The 21,372-nt window shown below is 58.7% G+C and carries 18 protein-coding genes and 7 tRNA genes; 16 read left to right on the forward strand and 9 right to left on the reverse strand.

Annotated features, from left to right (window positions below):
- Positions 1 to 29: 29 nt before the first annotated feature.
- Positions 30 to 800, reverse strand: coding sequence for a hypothetical protein (locus tag G9Q84_RS14790; protein ID WP_032889225.1), 771 nt, complete (start codon positions 798 to 800; stop codon positions 30 to 32).
- A gap of 358 nt (positions 801 to 1,158) precedes the next feature.
- Here G9Q84_RS14790 and G9Q84_RS14795 point away from each other — a divergent pair.
- The 5 genes from G9Q84_RS14795 to gltS all read left to right on the forward strand — a co-directional run bounded on the left by G9Q84_RS14795 (position 1,159) and on the right by gltS (position 3,034).
- A tRNA-Glu gene (locus G9Q84_RS14795) sits at positions 1,159 to 1,234 on the forward strand.
- Positions 1,235 to 1,237: 3 nt separating this feature from the next.
- Positions 1,238 to 1,313, forward strand: a tRNA-Gly gene (locus G9Q84_RS14800).
- A gap of 105 nt (positions 1,314 to 1,418) precedes the next feature.
- Positions 1,419 to 1,494: transfer RNA gene (locus G9Q84_RS14805), tRNA-Glu, on the forward strand.
- Between the two features lie 3 nt (positions 1,495 to 1,497).
- Positions 1,498 to 1,573 (forward strand) — tRNA-Gly (locus tag G9Q84_RS14810).
- A gap of 249 nt (positions 1,574 to 1,822) precedes the next feature.
- On the forward strand, positions 1,823 to 3,034 hold the full coding sequence (gene gltS / locus G9Q84_RS14815) for a sodium/glutamate symporter (protein ID WP_095184274.1): 1,212 nt from the start codon (positions 1,823 to 1,825) through the stop codon (positions 3,032 to 3,034).
- A gap of 80 nt (positions 3,035 to 3,114) precedes the next feature.
- On the opposite strand, the gene G9Q84_RS14820 is transcribed toward gltS, so the two are convergent.
- Positions 3,115 to 4,854, reverse strand: coding sequence for a dipeptidase (locus tag G9Q84_RS14820; protein WP_032889228.1), 1,740 nt, complete (start codon positions 4,852 to 4,854; stop codon positions 3,115 to 3,117).
- Between the two features lie 215 nt (positions 4,855 to 5,069).
- The gene (locus G9Q84_RS14825; protein WP_099601084.1) at positions 5,070 to 5,696 is read right to left on the reverse strand and encodes an alanyl-tRNA editing protein; all 627 of its coding nucleotides are present in this window, start codon (positions 5,694 to 5,696) and stop codon (positions 5,070 to 5,072) included.
- A gap of 89 nt (positions 5,697 to 5,785) precedes the next feature.
- On the opposite strand from G9Q84_RS14825, the gene G9Q84_RS14830 reads away from it, so the two are divergent.
- Positions 5,786 to 6,733, forward strand: coding sequence for a LysR family transcriptional regulator (locus G9Q84_RS14830; RefSeq protein WP_181643589.1), 948 nt, complete (start codon positions 5,786 to 5,788; stop codon positions 6,731 to 6,733).
- On the opposite strand, the gene G9Q84_RS14835 is transcribed toward G9Q84_RS14830, so the two are convergent.
- Together G9Q84_RS14835 and G9Q84_RS14840 are read right to left on the reverse strand one after the other, a co-directional pair.
- Positions 6,734 to 7,141 carry a PA2817 family protein gene (locus G9Q84_RS14835; protein ID WP_010567536.1) on the reverse strand — a complete coding sequence of 136 codons (408 nt, stop codon included), beginning with the start codon at positions 7,139 to 7,141 and terminating at the stop codon, positions 6,734 to 6,736. It lies immediately after the preceding gene.
- 75 nt (positions 7,142 to 7,216) lie between these two features.
- Entirely contained in the window at positions 7,217 to 9,664 is a 2,448-nt protein-coding gene (locus G9Q84_RS14840; protein ID WP_181643590.1) for an acyl-CoA dehydrogenase, read from the reverse strand.
- A gap of 191 nt (positions 9,665 to 9,855) precedes the next feature.
- Between G9Q84_RS14840 and G9Q84_RS14845 the strand changes: the two genes are divergently transcribed.
- The 4 genes from G9Q84_RS14845 to G9Q84_RS14860 all read left to right on the forward strand — a co-directional run bounded on the left by G9Q84_RS14845 (position 9,856) and on the right by G9Q84_RS14860 (position 13,030).
- A complete protein-coding gene (locus tag G9Q84_RS14845) occupies positions 9,856 to 10,515 on the forward strand; it encodes a transglutaminase-like domain-containing protein (RefSeq protein WP_032889237.1) in 660 nt (219 codons plus the stop codon).
- A gap of 54 nt (positions 10,516 to 10,569) precedes the next feature.
- A complete protein-coding gene (locus G9Q84_RS14850) occupies positions 10,570 to 11,187 on the forward strand; it encodes a glutathione S-transferase family protein (RefSeq protein WP_181643591.1) in 618 nt (205 codons plus the stop codon).
- Positions 11,188 to 11,321: 134 nt separating this feature from the next.
- Entirely contained in the window at positions 11,322 to 12,254 is a 933-nt protein-coding gene (locus tag G9Q84_RS14855) for an ABC transporter ATP-binding protein (RefSeq protein ID WP_095184279.1), read from the forward strand.
- A complete protein-coding gene (locus G9Q84_RS14860) occupies positions 12,251 to 13,030 on the forward strand; it encodes an ABC transporter permease (RefSeq protein WP_032889243.1) in 780 nt (259 codons plus the stop codon). The genes G9Q84_RS14855 and G9Q84_RS14860 overlap by 4 nt, the downstream gene beginning before the upstream one ends.
- A gap of 125 nt (positions 13,031 to 13,155) precedes the next feature.
- Here the strand turns inward: G9Q84_RS14860 and G9Q84_RS14865 are convergent, their stop codons facing one another.
- Positions 13,156 to 13,695 carry a TetR/AcrR family transcriptional regulator gene (locus tag G9Q84_RS14865; RefSeq protein WP_181643592.1) on the reverse strand — a complete coding sequence of 180 codons (540 nt, stop codon included), beginning with the start codon at positions 13,693 to 13,695 and terminating at the stop codon, positions 13,156 to 13,158.
- A gap of 91 nt (positions 13,696 to 13,786) precedes the next feature.
- On the opposite strand from G9Q84_RS14865, the gene G9Q84_RS14870 reads away from it, so the two are divergent.
- The 3 genes from G9Q84_RS14870 to G9Q84_RS14880 all read left to right on the forward strand — a co-directional run bounded on the left by G9Q84_RS14870 (position 13,787) and on the right by G9Q84_RS14880 (position 18,166).
- Positions 13,787 to 14,986: an MFS transporter gene (locus G9Q84_RS14870; protein WP_181643593.1), complete on the forward strand. Its 1,200-nt coding sequence runs from the start codon at positions 13,787 to 13,789 to the stop codon at positions 14,984 to 14,986.
- An 88-nt stretch (positions 14,987 to 15,074) separates the two neighbouring features.
- The gene (locus tag G9Q84_RS14875) at positions 15,075 to 16,223 is read left to right on the forward strand and encodes a TDT family transporter (protein WP_122680076.1); all 1,149 of its coding nucleotides are present in this window, start codon (positions 15,075 to 15,077) and stop codon (positions 16,221 to 16,223) included.
- A gap of 68 nt (positions 16,224 to 16,291) precedes the next feature.
- Entirely contained in the window at positions 16,292 to 18,166 is a 1,875-nt protein-coding gene (locus G9Q84_RS14880; RefSeq protein WP_181643594.1) for an MFS transporter, read from the forward strand.
- A gap of 117 nt (positions 18,167 to 18,283) precedes the next feature.
- On the opposite strand, the gene sugE is transcribed toward G9Q84_RS14880, so the two are convergent.
- From sugE to rdgC, 3 genes are all read right to left on the reverse strand, one after another.
- On the reverse strand, positions 18,284 to 18,598 hold the full coding sequence (sugE, locus tag G9Q84_RS14885) for a quaternary ammonium compound efflux SMR transporter SugE (protein WP_095184284.1): 315 nt from the start codon (positions 18,596 to 18,598) through the stop codon (positions 18,284 to 18,286).
- Between the two features lie 105 nt (positions 18,599 to 18,703).
- Positions 18,704 to 19,669, reverse strand: a complete 966-nt coding sequence (locus G9Q84_RS14890; RefSeq protein ID WP_032885981.1) for a bile acid:sodium symporter family protein — start codon at positions 19,667 to 19,669, stop codon at positions 18,704 to 18,706.
- 153 nt (positions 19,670 to 19,822) lie between these two features.
- Positions 19,823 to 20,743, reverse strand: coding sequence for a recombination-associated protein RdgC (gene rdgC / locus G9Q84_RS14895; protein WP_010567523.1), 921 nt, complete (start codon positions 20,741 to 20,743; stop codon positions 19,823 to 19,825).
- 159 nt (positions 20,744 to 20,902) lie between these two features.
- On the opposite strand from rdgC, the gene G9Q84_RS14900 reads away from it, so the two are divergent.
- The 3 genes from G9Q84_RS14900 to G9Q84_RS14910 all read left to right on the forward strand — a co-directional run bounded on the left by G9Q84_RS14900 (position 20,903) and on the right by G9Q84_RS14910 (position 21,326).
- A tRNA-Val gene (locus tag G9Q84_RS14900) sits at positions 20,903 to 20,978 on the forward strand.
- 19 nt (positions 20,979 to 20,997) lie between these two features.
- Positions 20,998 to 21,074 (forward strand) — tRNA-Asp (locus G9Q84_RS14905).
- A 176-nt stretch (positions 21,075 to 21,250) separates the two neighbouring features.
- Positions 21,251 to 21,326: transfer RNA gene (locus tag G9Q84_RS14910), tRNA-Val, on the forward strand.
- Positions 21,327 to 21,372: the final 46 nt, after the last annotated feature.

Here is a 21,372-nt window from a genome sequence, read left to right on the forward strand (position 1 = left end):
GGATGATGGCACCTATTATTTTGCGAGGATCAATCGTAGATGACTTTCTTCTTCCACTCGGCGTCGGCGTCGACTTCTTTCATGCCTTGGGTCAGTTCGTTGACCTCTTCTGCGGCCTGTTTGCTGTTAGCCAGCACGGTGGAGTTGGCGCGGGCCAGTTGGCCTTCCAGCAATTGCAGCTGGGCGCTGTAGAGTACCGGCTCCGGCTGTTTGCGCAGGTACTGCACACCACGCTCGAAGGCCAGGCGTGCCTGGCCCGGTTGGCCCTGCTGCAGCGCGTGCTGGCCGAGGTTGTTGAAGAACTCGATGTGCAGCAGCACCAGGATATGGCGGATTTCTTTGATCCAATGCTTGGCTTCGTTGGAGGGTAGGAAACCGTCCTGGGCTGCGCGCGTGACCTGGCCGTGCAGGGCTTCCAGTAGGAAGCGCACGTCCTTGGCCTTGGCTTCGGTCTGGATCGGTGCCGGGGGGTTGTTGACCGGGATCGATTCGCCCTGGGCCACCAGTGTGTTCAGCTCAGTGATGCGCGCTTTAATAGGAGCACTGGTCTTGTTGAGGTTCAACAGGCGCTGGTTCACGTTGAGCTCCAGGCGGGTCAACAACAGTTTGAGCGCCGGGGTCATCAGTTGGCCTGGGAATGTTTCGGTGATCTCACCGCAACGGCGCAGGCGATCGTTAAGCTCGATCTGGACGCGCTGCTTTTCCAGCTTGTTGTTTTCCACCACGTGGTTCATATAGCCAATGGCGATCAGTATTACGATCCCGGCTATTACCAGCAGGGTGATCATGAGTGGTGTCACCGGTGTGACCTCTTTATAGGGTTTGCAATGGAGTGTAGTGACTGGGCCGGCTATCGGATAGAGCTGATCGACCAGCTGCCCGGGTAGTTTCTTCTATATAGACAAGCGCTCCCTGCGTAGATGCACATTGCCATTATTTGCCAGGGCGAACTATAACGTCTTGTCGGGTGCCAGAATATAGGCGTCAAGGTGCGGACGGGCAGAATGCTCGCAACGGCTGGTAAACGCGGGCGAAGTCATTGATTTTAATAAATTTATCCTTGGGGGTTGACGATCCCCCAATCCATCCATAGAATGCGCGCCACTTAAAGCGTAAAGCACACAGCGAAACGCGTTGAGTAGTGAATGTTGTACGTGTGTCCCCTTCGTCTAGTGGCCTAGGACACCGCCCTTTCACGGCGGTAACAGGGGTTCGAGTCCCCTAGGGGACGCCATATGCGGGAATAGCTCAGTTGGTAGAGCACGACCTTGCCAAGGTCGGGGTCGCGAGTTCGAGTCTCGTTTCCCGCTCCAATTTACAAACAGTGTGGCTTTCGGGCGGCACTGAGTGAAACCAGGACCCAATCTTCGGATGAGGCCTCTGGGCACTGAAATACACACCATGTGTTTCAGTAGCGTGTCCCCTTCGTCTAGTGGCCTAGGACACCGCCCTTTCACGGCGGTAACAGGGGTTCGAGTCCCCTAGGGGACGCCATTTGCGGGAATAGCTCAGTTGGTAGAGCACGACCTTGCCAAGGTCGGGGTCGCGAGTTCGAGTCTCGTTTCCCGCTCCATATTCAAGAAAAAAGCCACTCAAGCGAGTGGCTTTTTTTTGCCTGCGATTTACGTAAAGGGGCTTCGGCCTCTTTTTTCATTCTTACAGGTTCCAGATGTGCTTTTCCTGGTAAAGCCATCTGCTGCGCCGCTGATGTGGTGGGTCTTGTAGGAATAGTCTGTACTTTCCGTGAGGTTGATGCGAATTGGTCCCGCTGTCTCTACTCTGGCGTGCCTATTTTCCTTGTTCACCTCAGAGAGCTGCCCGGATGTTACAGCTGGACTTCTATTCAACCCTGGTCGCCGCGTCCCTTGTGCTTTTGCTTGGCCGCTGGCTGGTTGCCCGCATAGGCTTTTTACGCGCCTACAATATTCCCGCGCCGGTAGCCGGCGGCCTGGTGGTCGCTTTAGTGCTTTTGGCGTTGCGGGGGCTGGCCGATATTGAGGTGCGCTTCGACCCTTCGTTGCAAACCCCGTTGATGCTGGCATTTTTCGCCACTATTGGACTGAACGCGGATTTCGCCAGTTTGAAGAAAGGCGGCCGAATCCTGGCGATCTTTCTGTTGGTCGTGACCACACTGCTGGTGGTGCAAAACGCCATGGGCATCGCATTGGCCAAGGCCTTGGGACTCGACCCGTTGATGGGCTTGCTCGCCGGCTCGGTGACGCTGTCAGGCGGACACGGTACGGGTGCCGCCTGGGGGACTGTGTTCAGCGAGAAGTATGGCGTGGCCTCCGCGTCAGAATTGGCGATCGCCTCCGCAACCTTCGGCTTGGTACTCGGGGGCTTGATTGGAGGTCCGGTTGCCCGCTTGCTGATCAAGCGGGTCCAGGTGCCTGGTATCGAGCAGGTGCAGCCGCGCCTGCCCAAGGGCTTCGAGCAACCGAACCGGGAGCGTTTGATTACCCCGTTCTCATTCATCGAAACCCTCGCGTTGCTTGCGATCAGCCTCCAGGTCGGCACCTACCTCAACGGCTTCCTTCAAGGCACAGCACTGGAGTTGCCCACTTTCGTCTGTGTGCTGTTTGTCGGCGTCGTGCTGCGTAACGGCTTGTCGGCGCTGGGCTGGCATCAGGTGTTCGAGCGCGAGGTATCGGTGCTGGGCAATGTCAGTCTGTCGTTGTTCTTGGCTATTGCCTTGATGTCGCTCAAGCTGTGGGACCTGGCAGCACTTGCCTTGCCGATTGTCATCCTGCTGGCCGCGCAGGCGTTGCTGATGGCGCTGTTTGCGATTTTCATCACGTTCCGGGTCATGGGCAGCAATTACGATGCGGCAGTGCTGGCCGCAGGGCACTGCGGGTTCGGGCTCGGTGCCACGCCGACGGCGATTGCCAACATGCAGGCGGTGACGCAACGCTTCGGGCCGTCACAGATTGCGTTTCTGGTGGTGCCGATGGTGGGCGCATTCTTTATCGATATCACCAATGCGGTGGTGATCAAGTTGTATCTGGCGCTGCCGTTCCTGGGCGCTGCGGGTTGACGCGTTAACCCCTGCGCCGCACACAAAAACGCCGATCAGCAATGATCGGCGTTTGTTGTTGGGGAGCGCTTCAGCCGCTATCAGAGCTTGGGCAGCTGTCCGATACGCCCCATCATTTCGGTGACGATCTGCAGATCCAGCAAGAACTGGTCGACCGTCTTGAACTCATTGTCGGTATGCCCGGTGTACTTCACTTCCGGTCGCGCCAGGCCAAATTGCACACCGTTGGGCAACTCGTGCACGGAGGTCGCTCCAGCCGAGGTGCCGAACTTGTGTTCCATGCCCAGGTTTTCGCTGGCTACCGCAAGTAAGGCCTTCACCCATTCACCTTCCGGGTTGCGGAACATCGGCTCGGCCACCGAGTAGGTGAAGTCCACGTTGACCTTGGTTTTCTTGTCCCAGGCGCTCAACTTTTCGGCGATCTCGGCCTTGAGCTGCTCCGGGGATTTACCCTTCGGCACCCGGAGGTTGACTGCCAGCTTGAAAGCCTTTTCATCCAGCCCGACAAAGGTCGGTGAGGTGGTCAGCGGGCCCATGAAATCATCCGCAAAACCCACGCCCAATTTGCCACCCAAGTAATCCAGGCCCCAATTGTCGGACGCATACCGCGCAGCGTCGGTGATGTGGTTGTGCTTGAGAGCGATCTTGCCGTCGACGCTGTGAATCAGCTCCAGCATGCGCGCCACCGGGTTGATGCCGGACTCCGGCTCGGAGGAGTGCGCCGACACGCCGGTGACAGTCAGCTTGACGTCCTTGCCGTTGACCTTGGCGCTCACCTCAAAATCGCCACCGTTGCGCTTGACGTATTCCGTGCCGGCCTTTTGGAGGCTGGCTGCTAATTCCTTAGGGTTGTCGCTGATAAACGTGGCCACCGACGCCGATGGAATCTGGTTGGTGGCCATGCCGCCGGTCATTGCGATGATTTCTGCGCCTTTGCCTTCCCCTTTGCGGCGGGGGAAGGTGGCCATGACGGTGCCATAACCTTTTTCGGCAATCACCACCGGATAGCCGCCATCCAGCGCAAGGTTGTATTGCGGTGTCGGGTTGCGTTCGAAGTAGTAAGGGATCGCGTCTCCGGAGGTCTCCTCGGTGGTATCCACCAGCAGTTTGAAATTGCGCGCCAGCGGCAGCTTTTCTTCCTTGATCACTTTCATGGCATACATAGCCACCACGATGCCGTTTTTATCATCCTCGGTACCACGGCCATACATGCGGTCGCCGATCAGCGTGACCTTGAACGGATCAAGCTTGGTGCCGTCTTTCAGTACCCAGTTTTCCGGGGTTACCGGCACCACGTCGGCGTGGGCGTGGATGCCCACCACTTCGTCGCCGCTGCCTGCCAGGGAAATTTCGTACACGCGGTTGTCGACGTTACGGAAGTTCAGGTCAAAGGTCTTGGCCAGGGCCTGTAGCTTGTCGGCAATCCGGGTGAATTCCGGATTCTTGTATTGCGGAACACCGTCTACGTTGAAGGTTGGGATTTCCACCAGTTCGCGCAGAGTTTCTAGGGCGGCTTTTCCGTATTTAACTCGGGTGTAAATACCCAGCAAGCGATGGATCTCGTTCTGCTGGTCGGCGGTCAGGGTCTGGTTGTCGAGGAAGACGCTGATTGCAGGGCCTACATCCGCCGTTTTGCCCAGGTCTCCCTTGGCTAGTGTGCTGAGGAAACCACGAAAGTCGGTGACCGAAGTTTCGTTGAAGCTCTTCAGAATTGCCGTGCTTTGCTGCGGGGTGATATTGGCAAAGGCGGGAGTGCTCATCACCGAAAGGCTCGCCGCGAACAGGGTCGCAGCCGCCAAATGTTTGAGAGGGAAGTGCATGGCTAAAGGCATTCCTTTGCAAAGGGAAAGTAGGAGATTTCTGATCAATGTGTCAGAAACATTTCCACACACTAACACTGCAAAGGTGTGCCGGGGAGGCCGTAAGAAGGCTTATCTAAAAACTCGATAGCCCCCTTGAATGCTTATTTCGCAACGTCGTGACCTGCGTTTTAGAGGCCGCGCAGCTCATTGTGCTCGGCGAGAGCGATTGCGGTTTAGTCAAGGCTGTAACGTACCGACAGCGCTCCCTTTTTTTCCGACAAGGCAAGGATCGTCACCTCACCCAGCTCGCCCAGTGTTTGCACATGGGTGCCACCGCAAGCGTACGTGGGCAACTCACCGAAACCTACTTCGCGGATGCCTTCGTCCAGGGTCATATGGCGTGGGTAGTCTGCGGCGATCCATTGGTTGATCTGCTGCTGGAGGGTTTCGGCGTCGATGGCTTGCGCGGTTTCGCCACGGATAAAGGTGATCTTGCCTTCGCCCGGCCAGTGATGGGCCTTGATTGGCATCCAGCCCAGGGTTTCGCCGGCGTTGCCGATCAAGTGCCCTGCGGAATGCAGGCGCGTGTGCAGGGCGCGGCGTGATTCATCGACCCGCGCATTGATGGCGCCCAGTGGCACAGGTTGGTTGAGATAGTGCACCACGCGATCAACCTCCTGAGTGACGCGCAGTACCCGGGCTTCACCCAGCCAACCGGTGTCGGACGGCTGGCCGCCGCCTTGGGGATGAAAAATCGTCGACTGCAAAATGACCGCAAACTGGTCCTCAAAGGGCGTGCAACCCAGCACTTCAAGCTCTGCGGTGAGGTGGTCATGGGTGAAAAACAGGCGCTCGGTCATTTTCTACATCCGCATCAGGGTTCTGCGGGCAGTATAAATGCTGTCGGATTAGGTGATAATCCGCTCAATTATCAATGGACCTGTGCGTCATGAGCATCAATCTTCCGTTACCGCTGCTGAGTGAAATGGCGATTTTCGTCAAGGTGGTAGAGACCGGCAGCTTCTCCGAAGCGGCACGGCAACTCAGTGTCTCGCCGTCGGCGGTGAGTCGCAGTATTTCGCGCCTGGAAAAAGCCCTGGCTACCCGGTTACTGCAACGTACCACGCGAAAACTGCGCCTGAGCGACGGGGGGGAAGAGGTATTCAAGCGCTGCCAGGAGATGGTCAGCGCTGCGCGCTCGGTGATGGAAATCAGCGGTCAATTCACCCATGAGGCTGAGGGCCTGGTGCGTGTCAGTGTGCCCAAGGCGGTCGGGCGGTTTGTGGTGCATCCGCATATGCCCGAGTTCCTGCGGCGATATCCCAAGGTGGATGTGCAATTGATCCTGGAAGACCGGCAGGTGGACATGATCGATGACAATGTTGATCTGAGTATTCGCATCACCGACAGCCCGCCGCCGGGCCTGGTGGGGCGCCAGCTATTGCCGATTGAACATTTGCTTTGCGCTACGCCGCAGTATTTGGCCGAGCACGGTACACCGGAGCATCCCCACGACTTGTTGGAGCACAGCTGTATCTACCTTGGCGAAACCCCGGGCGACTCGCGCTGGAAGTTTCGCCAGGGAGGTAGGGCGGTGACCGTCAGCGTGCGTGGGCGTTATGCCGCTAACCACACCGGCGTGCGGCTGGATGCGGTGTTGCAGCATGTGGGGATTGGCAGCTTGCCGTACTTTACAGCGCGTCATGCATTGGAGGAGGGGCGGTTGGTGCAGGTGTTGCCGGGGTGGGATTTTATTGCGTCCTACCATGGCGAGGCGTGGTTGCTGCATTCGCCCACGCGCTACCTGCCGCCTAAGCTGCGGGTGTTCATTGATTATTTGGTGGAGTGTATGGCGAGGGAGCCGACGTTGCGTCGGCCCTCTGGTGTGGTTGGCTGATCAGTGCTTGCTCTGATCCTGGGGCATGGCCAGCAACTGTTTTTCCTGGTTCCAGTCGAACGGTTCGTCGTTCTGTTCGGCCTCAAAGCGACGTTCTTCCAAGGCCTGGTAAAGGTCCAGTTCTTCGTCGGGCATGAAGTGCAGGCAGTCGCCGCCGAAGAACCACAGCAGATCGCGTGGTACGAGGTGGGCAATTTGCGGGTAGCGCAGGATGACCTGGCTCATCAAGTCCTGCCCCAGGTACTGGCTTTCGATCGGGTCGATGGGCAGCAGCGCGCGCAATTCGTCGAAGCGCTCCAGGAATAGGGTGTGGCTTTCCTCGGGCACCTGTTCGGCTTCGCCGACGGCAACCAGGATGCTGCGCAGGTGGTCGAGCAAGACGAGATGATCGGCAACGACGTTGGACACGAGATAAGTCCTCTAAAGCAAAAACGGGCGCGAGAGTATATAGCCCTCGCGCCCGTATTTATATGACCGCTCGACTCAGCGGACTTTACCCTCAGCCTGGGTCAACTCTTCCTTACTGAAATCATCCACGTCGATCACCTTGCGTCGTGCTGCCTCGGCGTCACGCAGAGTCTGTGCTTCGGCCGGTTGCAGCACCCCGGCGTGCAGTGCTGCGTCAATGGCATGCTCGCCGGCGCTCGGTTTGACCTGACCGCTTTTGAGCGCAGTGTGGAGTTTTTTCTGCAGCGGATGGCTGGCACCCAGCAGGTCGTAGGCATGTTGCAGGGCGCCTACCGGATCGTCCGCCGATTGCGGGCGATAGCAGCCGGCCAGTAATTCTTCCAGGGTTGGATCGCCTTTGGCGCGGCCTATCACTGCGGCCACTTCGGCATCCAGTGCATCGGACGGCCCCGTGTGGCGACGGCCGAACGGGAATACGATCACCCGCAAGAGGCATCCGAGCACCTTGTTTGGGAAGTTGCTCAGCAACTCATCCAGCGCGCGTTCCGACTCGCCGAGGCTTTCTTCCATGGCCCAGGCGAACAGCGGTTCCAGGTGGTCCGGTGAATCCAGGTCGTGATAACGCTTGAGCGCCGCCGAGGCCAGGTACATATGGCTCAGTACATCCCCCAGGCGTGCCGACAGGCGTTCGCGGCGTTTCAATTCGCCACCCAGCAGCATCATGCTCAAGTCCGCTAGCAGGGCGAACGCCGCAGCTTGGCGGTTCAGCGCACGGAAATAACCCTGACTCAAGCGGTTGCCCGGCGCTTTCTCAAAGCGGCCAATACCGAGGTTCAGTACCAGGGTGCTGGCGGCGTTGCTCACGGCAAAACCGATATGCTGCATCAGCAGGCCGTCGAATTCCTTTAACGCCTGGTCGTGATCTTCGCGGCCGGCCAGGGCCATTTCCTTGAGTACGAACGGATGGCAGCGGATGGCGCCCTGGCCAAAGATCATCAGGTTGCGCGAGAGGATGTTCGCGCCTTCCACGGTGATGAAGATCGGCGCGCCTTGCCAGCTACGGCCCAGGTAATTGTTCGGGCCCATGATGATGCCCTTGCCGCCGTGCACATCCATGGCATGGCTGATGCACTCGCGGCCCCGTTCGGTCAGGTGGTACTTGAGAATCGCCGACAGCACCGAAGGCTTTTCCCCAAGGTCGACGGCATTGGCGGTGAGCATGCGCGCGCTGTCCATCAGCCAGGCGTTGCCGCCGATGCGAGCCAGGGCTTCCTGGATACCTTCGAAGGCCGACAGCGGTACGTTGAACTGCTCGCGCACCTGGGCGTATTGGCCGGTCACCAGACTGGTGAACTTGGCAGCGCCGGTGCCGACTGCTGGCAGGGAAATCGAACGGCCCACCGACAGACAGTTCATCAGCATCATCCAGCCCTTGCCGAGCATTTCCTGGCCGCCGATGAGGAATTCCAGGGGGATAAACACATCTTTGCCAGAGTTGGGGCCGTTCATAAACGCGGCGCCCAGGGGCAGGTGACGACGGCCGATTTCCACGCCAGGAGTGTCGGTGGGAATCAACGCCAGGCTGATGCCCAAGTCTTCCTCTTCGCCCAGCAAGTGGTCCGGGTCATGGGCCTTGAAGGCCAGCCCGAGCAAGGTCGCGACCGGCCCAAGGGTGATGTAGCGTTTTTCCCAGTTCAGGCGAAGACCGAGGGTTTCCTTGCCTTCCCATTCACCTTTGCAGATCACGCCCGTGTCGGGCATGGCGCCCGCATCGGACCCTGCCAGTGGGCCGGTGAGGGCGAAGCACGGAATGTCATCGCCACGAGCCAGGCGCGGCAGGTAGTGGTTGCGTTGTTCGTCGGTACCGTAGTGCAGCAGCAGCTCGGCCGGGCCGAGGGAGTTGGGCACCATCACGGTTGAGGCGAGGTCGCCGCTGCGGGTGGCAAGCTTCATTGCGACCTGGGAGTGGGCGTAGGCGGAGAAGCCTTTGCCGCCATATTCCTTGGGAATGATCAGGGCGAAGAAACCGTGGGTCTTGATGTGCTCCCAGGCGGCTGGAGGCAGGTCCATGGCCTGACCGATTTCCCAGTCGCTGACCATGGCACAGAGTTCTTCGGTTGGGCCGTCGATAAAGGCCTGTTCCTCTTCGGTCAGTTGGGCCTTGGGGTAGGCAAGCAACTTGTCCCAATCGGGGCGACCGCTGAACAGCTCGCCGTCCCACCACACGGTGCCCGCGTCGATGGCATCGCGCTCGGTTTCGGACATGGGCGGCAGGACTTTCTGGAACCAACTGAACAGCGGCTTAGTGAAGTATTGGCGACGCAGGTCGGGCAGCAGCAACGGCGCTGCGACGGCGGCGATCAGCACCCAGAAGATCAGCAGCAGCCAGCCCGGTGCATGGCTCCAGGCGCCCATCGCCAGCAGGTAGACGGCGACCACGCCCAAGGCGGGCAGGGGCGCGGTGCGGCGGTGTGCCAGGTAGGCAATGCCGACCACCAGAACCAGTATCCACAACAACAGCATATTCAATCCTCCGTGAAACCAGGGGCGAAACCACCAAGGAGCTTAGTCGGCATCCGAGAAAGCGCGGCAGTCAGGGTGTAACGAGTTGTACGCAAAGCACCGATCTACAGGCGCCGACATTTGGCCGAATCGTCGTTATCTCTATGGCAGACCTGTCGCTAAACTCCAGGCTTCCTTCGGAGATAACACTCATGGAAACGTACCTGAGTCCCAGCCGCTTCATCGATAGTGACCACCCTGCGGTGGTGGAGTTCGCGGAAAAACATCGCGGAACCCGCGCGGATTTAACTGACCAGGCAGTCAGTCTCTATTACGCCGTGCGTGAGGCGGTGCGCTACAACCCCTACACGTTCAGCCGCGACCCAGACACCTTGAATGCCAGCTACGCCCTGGCTACCCGTGAGAGCTACTGCGTGCCCAAGGCCACGTTGCTCGCTGCCTGCGCGCGCCACTGTGGTATCCCGGCGCGCATAGGCCTGGCGGATGTGCGCAATCACCTGTCGACGCCGCGTCTGCTCGCGTTGCTCAAGAGTGATGTGTTCGCCATGCACGGTTACACCGAGCTGCACCTGAACGGTGGCTGGGTCAAAGCCACGCCGGCGTTCAATCAGCAATTGTGCGCGGTGTTTGATGTGCCGCCGCTGGAATTTGATGGGCTCAACGACAGTGTGTTTCACGCGTTCAATCGTCAGGGCCAACGCTCGATGGAGTACGTGGTGGACCATGGGCAATTTGCTGATGTACCCGAGCATTTGTTCTTCACCCATATTCAGAAATGCTACCCGCACCTGTTTGCCGCAGACATGCCAAACCTGTTGGGTGATATGCAGAGCGATTTAAGCCGCGGGTGAACCGGCGTATGCTGCTGCGTCCATAGCCATGTTCATCAACAATAAGGCGCGGTCATGCTGAAGATCTGGGGTCGTAAAAATTCATCAAATGTCAGGAAAGCACTATGGTGCGCCGAGGAGCTCGGCCTGGACTATGAAGCAATTGATGCGGGCGGGGCTTTTGGTGTGGTCGACACCCCGCAATATCGGGCACTGAACCCCAATGGGCGGGTGCCGATGATTCAGGACGGTGACTTTGTGTTGTGGGAATCCAACACCATCGTGCGTTATTTATGCGCGAAGCATGCGTCGGAATTTTACCCGAGCGACCCGCAAGCCCGAGCAAGCGCAGAGAAGTGGATGGACTGGACAACCTCCACCTTGGCTGAGCCCTTCAAAGCGGTTTTCTGGGGTGTCCTGCGTACTCCGGCGGAAAAACAGAACTGGGACAGTATCAACGCCGGGCGCCAGACGTGTATCGATGCGCTCAAAACAGTCGATCAAGCCCTCGCCGAGCAGCCTTACTTGTCCGGCAACGCGTTCGGCATAGGCGATATCCCCCTGGGATGCTTTGCGTATGCCTGGTTCGAGATGCCCATCGAACGCCCCGCAATGCCCCATCTGGAAGCTTGGTACCAGCGTCTGCAACAGCGTCCGGCCTATCGCAAAGCGGTCATGACCGCGTTGACTTAATACTGACTATTAATACAGGTGACTGTACTTGTGCGGCGCAGCCAAGCACCATGCTTGTTATGCGCCGCCGTTGAACTACGTGCGCTGCGCGCTCATCTACTCTTTCTATTCCCTTCTTTGGTGCGTATTCCGATATGAGTTCCGCTCTGTCCATCCGGCAGCTAACCAAAACCTACGGCAACGGTTTCCAGGCCCTGAGTGGTATCGATCTGGACGTTGCCGAAGGTGATTTCTTCGCCTTGCTCGGCCCCAACGGTGCCGGCAAATCCACCACCATCGGCATCCTCTCCACCCTGGTCAACAAAACCAGCGGCACGGTGAATATCTTCGGCCATGACCTGGACAAATCCCCGGCGGCGCTCAAGCGTTCCATCGGCGTGGTGCCCCAGGAATTCAACTTCAACCAGTTTGAAAAAACCTTCGACATCGTCGTGACCCAAGCCGGTTACTACGGCATCCCGGCGAAAGTTGCCAAGGAACGCGCCGAGCAGTACCTGACCCAGTTGGGCCTTTGGGACAAGCGCGACGTGCCGTCCCGTTCATTGTCCGGCGGCATGAAACGTCGCCTGATGATTGCTCGCGCCCTGGTGCATGAGCCGCGGCTGCTGATCCTCGATGAACCCACCGCCGGCGTGGACATTGAGCTGCGTCGCTCGATGTGGACCTTCCTCACCGAGCTGAACGAGAAGGGCATCACCATCATCCTCACCACCCATTACCTGGAAGAGGCTGAACAGTTGTGCCGCAACATCGGCATCATCGACCACGGCACCATCGTCGAGAACACCAGCATGCGTAACCTGCTGGGCCAGTTGCATGTGGAGACTTTCCTGCTCGACCTGAAGAACAATCTGTCGGCGCCGCCGCAATTGCTTGGCTACCCAAGCCGCCTGGTGGACAGCCACACCCTGGAAGTCCAAGTGGATAAAGCCATGGGCATCACCGCGCTGTTTACGCAGCTGGCGACCCAGAACATCGAAGTGCTGAGCCTGCGTAACAAAACCAATCGCCTTGAGGAGTTGTTCGTGTCCCTGGTGGAGAAAAATCTGACGAAGGTGGCGGTATGAGTTCCGAACTGCAACCCAACCTCGTCGCGCTGCAAACCATCGTTTACCGCGAAGTGAAGCGCTTTACCCGAATCTGGCCGCAGACCTTGCTGCCGCCGGCGATCACCATGGTTCTGTACTTTGTGATCTTCGGTAACCTGATCGGCCGGCAGATCGGTGATATGGGCGGCTTCACTTACATGGAGTACATCGTGCCGGGCCTGATCATGATGTCGGTGATCACCAACTCCTACGGCAACGTGGTCTCAAGCTTTTTCGGCAGCAAGTTCCAGCGCTCCATCGAAGAACTGATGGTCTCGCCGGTGTCGCCGCACACTATCCTGCTTGGCTACACCGCTGGCGGTGTGTTGCGTGGCTTGATGGTCGGGGTGATCGTGACGCTGCTGTCGCTGTTCTTCACCCACCTGCAAGTGCATCACCTCGGGGTCACCATTCTGGTGGTCGTGCTGACGGCGACGATTTTCTCGCTGCTGGGTTTCATCAACGCCGTATTCGCACGCAACTTCGATGATATTTCGATCATCCCGACCTTTGTGCTGACGCCGCTGACTTACCTGGGCGGGGTGTTTTACTCCATCACTTTGCTGCCGCCGTTCTGGCAGACGGTGTCGCTGGCCAACCCGGTGCTGCATATGGTCAACGCGTTCCGTTACGGCATCCTGGGTGTGTCGGATATCAAGATCAGTGTGGCGATCACTTTCATGATCGTGGCGACGGTGGTGTTGTATATCGGTTGCGCGAAGTTGCTGGTGAGCGGGCGTGGGATGCGTACCTGAGTACTGACCCGAACGCGTAAAAAATGTGGGAGGGGGCTTGCTCCCGATTGCGCTATGTCAGTCAGCTTATCTGTAGCTGACACATCGCAATCGGGAGCAAGCCCCCTCTCACATTTGGTTTTGTGTCAGGCCTTCAGTGCCAGTTCGATCAGCGCGTGCAGTTCTTCAAATTTCAGTGGCTCGGTTGAGAACAGAATACGAAACACCGTCGGCGCCGCCAGCAAGTTGATCAGGCGGTCGACGCTGGGCGGGTTGTCATCTGGATAACGATCAACAATCGCCTGAAGCTGCCCACTCAAGATGCTCACGCAATACCCGGGTGTCAGGCTGCATTGCACGTCGCGCATCATGTTTCGCCCCGGTTCCGAACTCATCTCATCCAGATATTGCTCGGCCCAGGCTTGCAGATCACCGCGCAGGGTCCCGGTGTTGGCCGGCTCGCTATCAGGCCGCATGCGCGCCAGCGCCACATCGGCCAAAAGCATGGAAAGGTCGCCCCAGCGCCGGTAGATGGTCGAGGGCGTGACGCCTGCGCGGGTGGCAATCATCGGCACGGTGACACTGGAGCGCTCCTGGGTTTTCAGCAGCTCACGCACGGCCGAATGAACGGATTCTTGTACCCGGGCACTACGACCCCCCGGGCGGAGGCCTTCTTTAATCGCCATGTTTATGACCTTAACACAAAGAATTTGCTTTAAGCGTTGGTCAGTAGCACACTTCGCAAAAGCAAAATATTAGCTTTAGTGGAGCGTACCTATGTCCAGCCGTATTTCTCATCGTTCGAGCCTGGTGTTCCTGGCGATCACGTTGCTGACGTTTCTCGCGGCTTCCAGCGCGCCGACACCGTTGTATCACCTGTATCAGGAGGGGCTGCATTTTTCGGCAGGCATGCTCACGTTGATCTTTGGCGTTTACGCCTTGAGCCTCTTGGCGGCGCTGTTGACCGTGGGCTCGCTGTCGGACCACCTGGGACGCAAGCCAGTGATTTTTGCTGCGTTGGTGCTGAATATGCTGGCGATGCTGCTGTTCATCAATGAGGGCAGCGTGGCCTGGCTGATTGCCGCGCGTACCGTGCAAGGGTTTGCCACCGGGATGGCCACGGCGGTGCTGGGCGCGGCATTGCTCGACACCGACCGTCAACAGGGCCCGCTGGTCAACAGTGTTGCGCCTCTGCTGGGTATGGCGTGCGGGGCGATGGGCAGCAGTTTGCTGGTGGAGTTCGCGCCGCTGCCGACGCAGTTGATCTACTGGACGCTGCTGGCGCTGATGCTGGTGCAGGCGCTTTATGTATGGCGCCTGCCGGAAACCGTTGATCGCATTCCCGGTGCAGTGTCATCGCTGCGCCCAACGCTGCATGTGCCGCCCCAGGCGCGTCGAGCGTTGTGGCTTTCGCTGCCGGTGGACGTGGCGGTGTGGGCAATGGGGGGCTTTTACTTGTCCCTGGCGCCGTCGCTGGTGCGGGCGGCGACAGGCTCTACGTCGAACCTTATCGGTGGTGGCTTGGTGGCGGTGCTGACGTTGAGCGGGGCGCTGGTGATCTTCACCCTGCGCAATCGACCGGCCAGTAAGGTACTGCGCCTGGGCGCTGCGCTGTTGGCTGTGGGGGTGGCGCTGATCCTCACGGCAGTGCACAGCGCCAGCCTGCCGCTGTTTTTTATCGCCACGTTGATCGCCGGCAGCGGCTTCGGCGCCGGCTTTCTCGGCGCATTGCGCAGTGTGGTGCCGCTGGCCTTTCCCCATGAACGCGCAGGCTTGATGTCGGCATTCTATGTGCTGAGTTATTTGGCGTTTTGTTTGCCTTCGCTGCTGGCGGGCAACCTGATTCGCAGCGTTGGCCTGATCGCCACCACCGACGGTTACGGCGCAGTCCTCATTCTGCTGGCCCTCGGGGCGTTGGTCGCGTTGCTGCTGCAGGATTCGGCAAAGTCCAAGGCGGCCTGCATATCTGCAAAGTAGATAACAGTTAGAGATATTACCCGTTATATAGATATTCGATCAGGTTCTATGATGGTCTCAACCTCATGCGAGGAAGAGGATTTTCATCATGACCTGCTCGAATGCCATCAGCTACAAGCCCTTCAGTCACCTGGCCCGTCCTCGGGAAGTGATTCGCCAATTCACCCCCAACTGGTTCGCCGCGACCATGGGCACCGGCGTACTGGCGCTGGCCCTGGCGCAGTTGCCGGTAAATATGCCCGGTCTGCATGCCATTGCCGAAGGGCTGTGGTGGTTCACCATCGGCCTGTTCATCCTGTTCAGTGGCTTGTATGCCGCGCGTTGGTTGATGTTTTTCCACGAGGCGCGGCGGATCTTCGGGCACTCCACTGTCTCGATGTTCTTCGGCACCATTCCCATGGGCCTGGCGACCGTTCTCAATGGCTTGCTGCTGTTTGGCCTGCCGCGTTGGGGGGGCGATGTGATCCCGCTGGCCGAATCCCTGTGGTGGCTGGATGTGGCGATGGCACTGGCCTGCGGTGTGCTCATCCCCTTCATGATGTTCACCCGTCAAGAACACAGCATCGACCAGATGACGGCTGTCTGGTTGCTGCCGGTGGTGGCGGCCGAAGTCGCTGCAGCCAGCGGTGGCCTGCTCGCACCGCACCTGGCGGACGCTCACTCGCAACTGATAATGCTGGTGACCAGCTACGTGTTGTGGGCGTTTTCCCTGCCGGTGGCGTTCAGCATTTTGACCATCCTGATGTTGCGCATGGCCCTGCATAAACTGCCTCACGCCAACATGGCTGCGTCGAGCTGGCTGGCGCTCGGCCCCATTGGCACTGGTGCCCTTGGCATGTTGCTACTGGGCGGCGATGCGCCAGCGATCTTTGCCGCCAATGGCTTGCCTGGCGTGGGTGAAATGGCCAATGGTCTCGGCCTGGTTGCTGGTATCACCCTGTGGGGCTTCGGCTTGTGGTGGATGCTCATCGCTGTACTGATAACCCTGCGTTACCTGCGCGCTGGCATTCCCTTCAATCTGGGCTGGTGGGGCTTTACCTTCCCGCTGGGCGTGTACGCCCTGGCCACGTTAAAGCTGGCGAGTCTGTTGCAACTGGGGTTCTTCAGTGTATTTGGTTGCGTGTTGGTGATGGCATTGACGCTGATGTGGTTGATCGTGGCCAAGCGCACCGTGCAAGGCGCTTATAAAGGTGAGCTTTTTGTTTCGCCATGCATTGCAGGCCTAGCGAATAAGTAAGCGGGATTAGGTAAAGTCTTGGCCTGACAACCTATAAGCCTTCAGGCCACGCAGGAACACGGACGACGATGAGCCATCCTTCGCAATTCACCTTGCTGCGCACACGGCGTTTTCTGCCGTTCTTCATCACCCAGTTGCTGGGCGCTTTCAACGACAACATTTTCAAGCAATCGCTGATCCTGGCGATCCTCTACAAACTCACCATCGACGGTGACCGCTCGATCTGGGTCAACCTGTGCGCCTTGTTGTTTATCCTGCCGTTCTTCCTGTTCTCGGCGCTGGCCGGGCAGTTGGGCGAGAAATTCAACAAGGACGCATTGATCCGCGTGATCAAAATCGGCGAGATCGTGATCATGGCCGTGGGCGCCACGGGCTTCCTGACTAACCACCTGGAATTGATGTTGCTGGCGCTGTTTGCCATGGGCACTCACTCGGCGCTTTTCGGCCCTGTGAAGTACTCGATCATGCCCCAGGCCCTGCACGAAGATGAGCTGGTGGGCGGTAATGGCCTGGTGGAGATGGGCACGTTTTTGGCGATCCTGGCCGGCACCATTGGTGCCGGGATCATGATGTCGTCCACCCATTACGCGCCGATCGTGGCGGTGGCGATTGTCGGCGTGGCGGTGCTGGGTTACCTGGCCAGCCGCAGCATTCCACGAGCAGCGGCGTCTACGCCGCAACTGCGCCTGGACTGGAATATTTTCACCCAGTCCTGGGCCACCCTGCGCATGGGGCTGGGGCAGACGCCGGCGGTGTCACGCTCCATTGTCGGCAACTCCTGGTTCTGGTTTGTCGGCGCGATCTACCTGACCCAGATCCCGGCCTACGCCAAGGAATGGTTGTACGGCGATGAAACCGTGGTGACCCTGATCCTAACGGTGTTCTCGGTGGGCATCGCCCTCGGCTCAATGCTGTGCGAAAAACTCTCCGGGCGTAAGGTCGAAATCGGCCTGGTGCCGTTCGGTTCATTCGGCTTGACGGTGTTCGGCCTGTTGCTGTGGTGGCACTCTGGCGGGTTTCCGCAGAACGTGCAGGCAAATGACTGGCTGGCGGTGCTCAGTTACGGCCAGGCCTGGTGGGTGTTGATCGATATCCTTGGCCTCGGCGTGTTTGGCGGCTTCTATATCGTGCCGCTGTATGCGCTGATCCAGTCACGAACCGCCGAAAACGAGCGCGCGCGGGTGATCGCTGCCAACAACATCCTCAATGCTCTGTTCATGGTGGTGTCGGCGATTGTTTCGATCCTGTTGCTGAGCGTGGTCAAGCTGTCGATCCCTGAGTTGTTCCTGGTGGTGTCGCTGCTCAACATCGCGGTCAACACCTACATCTTCAAGATCGTCCCTGAGTTCACCATGCGCTTCATGATCTGGCTGCTCAGCCATTCCATGTACCGCGTGGAACACCGCAACCTGGAGGCCATTCCTGATGAGGGCGCGGCCTTGCTGGTGTGCAACCACGTGTCCTTTGTCGATGCGCTGTTGATTGCCGGCTCGGTGCGTCGTCCGATCCGTTTTGTCATGTATTACAAGATCTACCGCTTGCCGGTGCTCAACTTCATCTTCCGCACCGCTGGTGCGATTCCGATTGCCGGACGCAATGAAGATATTCAGATCTACGAAAAGGCCTTCACGCGAATTGCCCAGTACCTGAAGGAAGGCGAGTTGGTGTGTATCTTCCCGGAAGGCAAATTGACCGCCGATGGCGAGATGAATGAGTTTCGTGGTGGAGTTACGCGGATTTTGGAGGAGACGCCGGTACCGGTGATTCCGATGGCGTTGCAGGGGTTGTGGGGAAGTTTCTTCAGCCGCGATCCGAACAAGGGGATTTTCCATCGGATCTGGTCGCGGGTAGTGTTGGTAGCTGGCGAGCCTGTCGATGCAGAGGCGGCGACGCCTGAGCAGTTGCAGGCGGTGGTTGGTGTTTTGCGGGGGAGTGTCAGGTAGTTCTGTACTGGATGTATTGGCCTCATCGGGGGCAAGCCCCTTCCTCCATTAGACCGCGCTCGTCACAACAGCTCGGTCAAATGGGGGAGGGGGCTAGCCCTTGATGGCGGTAGCGGCCTAAGTGCTGATCTTGAGGCCAATAAGCCCGCAAATGATCAGCGCCACACTGGCCAACCGAAACAACGCCATGGATTCCCCAAACAGGATAATACCGGCGATCACGGTGCCCACCGCACCCACCCCGGTCCAGATGGCGTAGGCGGTACCCAGTGGCAGTTCCTTCATGGCCAGCCCCAGCAGGCCGAGGCTGATAGCCATGGCGGTGATGGTCAGGGCGGTGGGCAGTGGCTTGCTGAAACCGTCGGTGTACTTCAGGCCGACGGCCCAGCCGACTTCAAACAACCCGGCAAAAAACAGAATGATCCAGGACATGATGACCTCGCTTCTTCAGGCGGGGTCGTCCCCGGATTCAACGCTCGTTGGCGTCGCGAGGTCGTCCCCGCGAAGCCCGTAGAGTGCCGAAAACGGATCGGGCGATCAAGTTTGCGGGGTGTTCTCCAGGATGCGACGGTCTTCCTTCTCGCTCATGCGTCGGAAATACGTCGACAGCAACGCCCCGGAAATATTGTGCCAGACGCTGAACAGTGCACTCGGCACTGCCGCCAGTGGCGAGAAATGCGCACTGGCCAACGCGGCGCCCAGCCCAGAGTTCTGCATGCCGACTTCCAGTGCCAGCGACTTGCGTTGTGCCAACGGCAGCTTGAACAGTCGCCCAGTGAAGTAGCCCAGCAAGTAGCCGAAGCTGTTGTGCAGCATCACCACGGCCATGATCAGCAGGCCCGATTCGGCAATCTTCGCTTGGCTTGCGGCAACCACCGCCGCGACGATGATCACGATGCTCACCACCGACACCAGTGGCAATACGTCCACCGCGTGGCGAACTCGCTCGCCAAGTACGCGCTGTGCGATCACGCCAAGCACGATCGGCAGTAGCACCACTTGCAGGATCGACCAGAACAGCTCCATGAACGATACCGGCAGCCAGGCCGAGGCCAGCAGCCAGATCAAAGCTGGCGTGAGCAGCGGGGCGAGGAGGGTGGTGACAGCAGCGATGGCCACGGACAGCGCCAGGTCGCCCCGGGCCAACCACGTCATCACGTTGGACGATGTGCCGCTTGGGCAGCAACCGACCAGGATCACGCCGACGGCAATTTCCGGCGGCAGGTGGAATGCCTGGCACAGCAGCCAGGCCACACCCGGCATGATCACAAAGTGCGCAACCACGCCGAGTGCCACGCGCCACGGGTGGCGTGCGACTTCGGCGAAGTCTTCGAGTTTTAGGGTCAGCCCCATGCCGAACATCACCAGACCCAGCAGCGGGACGATGGCGCTTTTCAGCCCGATGAACCAGCTCGGTTCGAGGAAGGCGAGCACGGCGAAAATCAGCACCCAGTAGGCGAAGGTATTGCCGACGAAGCGGCTCAAGGCGGCGAGTGCGCGCATGGGGGTGTCCTTGTTGTTAGATTCTTGAAGTGCAAATGCGATCAAATGTGGGAGGGGGCTTGCCCCCGATGGCGGTATGTCAGCCAACATGTGCGTAGCTGAAACACCGTAATCGGGGGCAAGCCCCCTCCTACATTTTGATCTTCAAACGGCTTAGATGCCCTGTGGCGTTTCTTCGCCGCCGAGTGCTTCGATCAACGCCGGCAGGAATTCACCGAAGGTCAGCATCATCAGGGTAAAGCTTGCATCCAGTTGACCCAGTGCCTCGTCGCCGCCGTCCTGTTCCGCCTGATCTTGCAGCAGATCTTCGAACTTCAGGCGCTTGACGGTCATCTTGTCGTCGAGCATGAAGGACAGCTTGTCCTGCCAGGCAAGGGACAGTTGGGTCACCACTTTGCCGGTGGTCAGGTGCAACTGGATTTCTTCGCCAGTCAGGTCCTGACGCTTGCAGCGCACGATGCCGCCGTCTTCGTGGGTGTCACGCAGCTCGCATTCATCCAGGACGAAGAAGTCATCGGCCGGTTTCTGGGTGGTGACCCAGTCGGTCATGATCGCGGTTGGCGCGGTTTTTACGGTGAGTGGGCGTACTGGTAGGGTGCCGATCACTTCACGCAGGGTGGAAAGCAGGTCTTCGGCGCGTTTCGGGCTGGCCGAGTTGACCAGGATCAGGCCTTGTTTCGGCGCGATAGCGGCGAAGGTCGACGAGCGACGGATAAATGCGCGTGGCAGGAAGGCCTGGATGATTTCATCCTTGATCTGATCGCGTTCCTTCTTGTAGACCTTACGCATCTGCTCGGCCTCGATCTCTTCGACTTTCTCTTTAAGTGCGTCACGCACTACGCTGCCCGGCAGGATGCGTTCTTCCTTGCGCGCGGCAATCAGCAGGAAGTCACCGCTGACGTGGACCAGGGGAGCGTCTTCACCTTTACCGAAAGGCGCGACGAAACCGTAAGTGGTCAACTCCTGGCTTGCACAAGGGCGCGCCAGTTTGGTGGCCATGGCCGCTTCCAACGCCTCGGCATCAACAGGCAGATCTTGGGTCAGGCGATAGATAAGCAGGTTCTTGAACCACATGGGGTGAGTCTCTCCTTTATACAAAGGGGGGCATTATTCTCTTGATAGCGCCCCAGGCCAACCCTGCCTAAGCCATTGGAAGGCCTCAAAAAAAAGATTTAAGAAAGTGCTTGCCAGACCTAGGGTCGCTCCGTAGAATGCGCGCCACACCGAGACGAAGGGTGATTAGCTCAGCTGGGAGAGCATCTGCCTTACAAGCAGAGGGTCGGCGGTTCGATCCCGTCATCACCCACCATTCGCTTCATGTGTTACGCGCAGCGGTAGTTCAGTCGGTTAGAATACCGGCCTGTCACGCCGGGGGTCGCGGGTTCGAGTCCCGTCCGCTGCGCCATATTCGGTAACCTGGAATGCTGAACGCCAGGTCACCACAAAAAGCCCGCTCATTGAGCGGGTTTTTTTTGCCCGAAATATGGCAAAAAGTCGTGCTGGAAACTTTTTTTAAATAAATTGCATTTAAATCAAGACATTACGATTTTTTGGTGTATGATGCGCCCACACCGAAACGAAGGGTGATTAGCTCAGCTGGGAGAGCATCTGCCTTACAAGCAGAGGGTCGGCGGTTCGATCCCGTCATCACCCACCATTCGCTTCATGTGTTACGCGCAGCGGTAGTTCAGTCGGTTAGAATA

Source organism: Pseudomonas sivasensis (assembly GCF_013778505.1).
In the GTDB taxonomy this organism is placed as follows: Bacteria; Pseudomonadota; Gammaproteobacteria; order Pseudomonadales; family Pseudomonadaceae; genus Aquipseudomonas; species Aquipseudomonas sivasensis.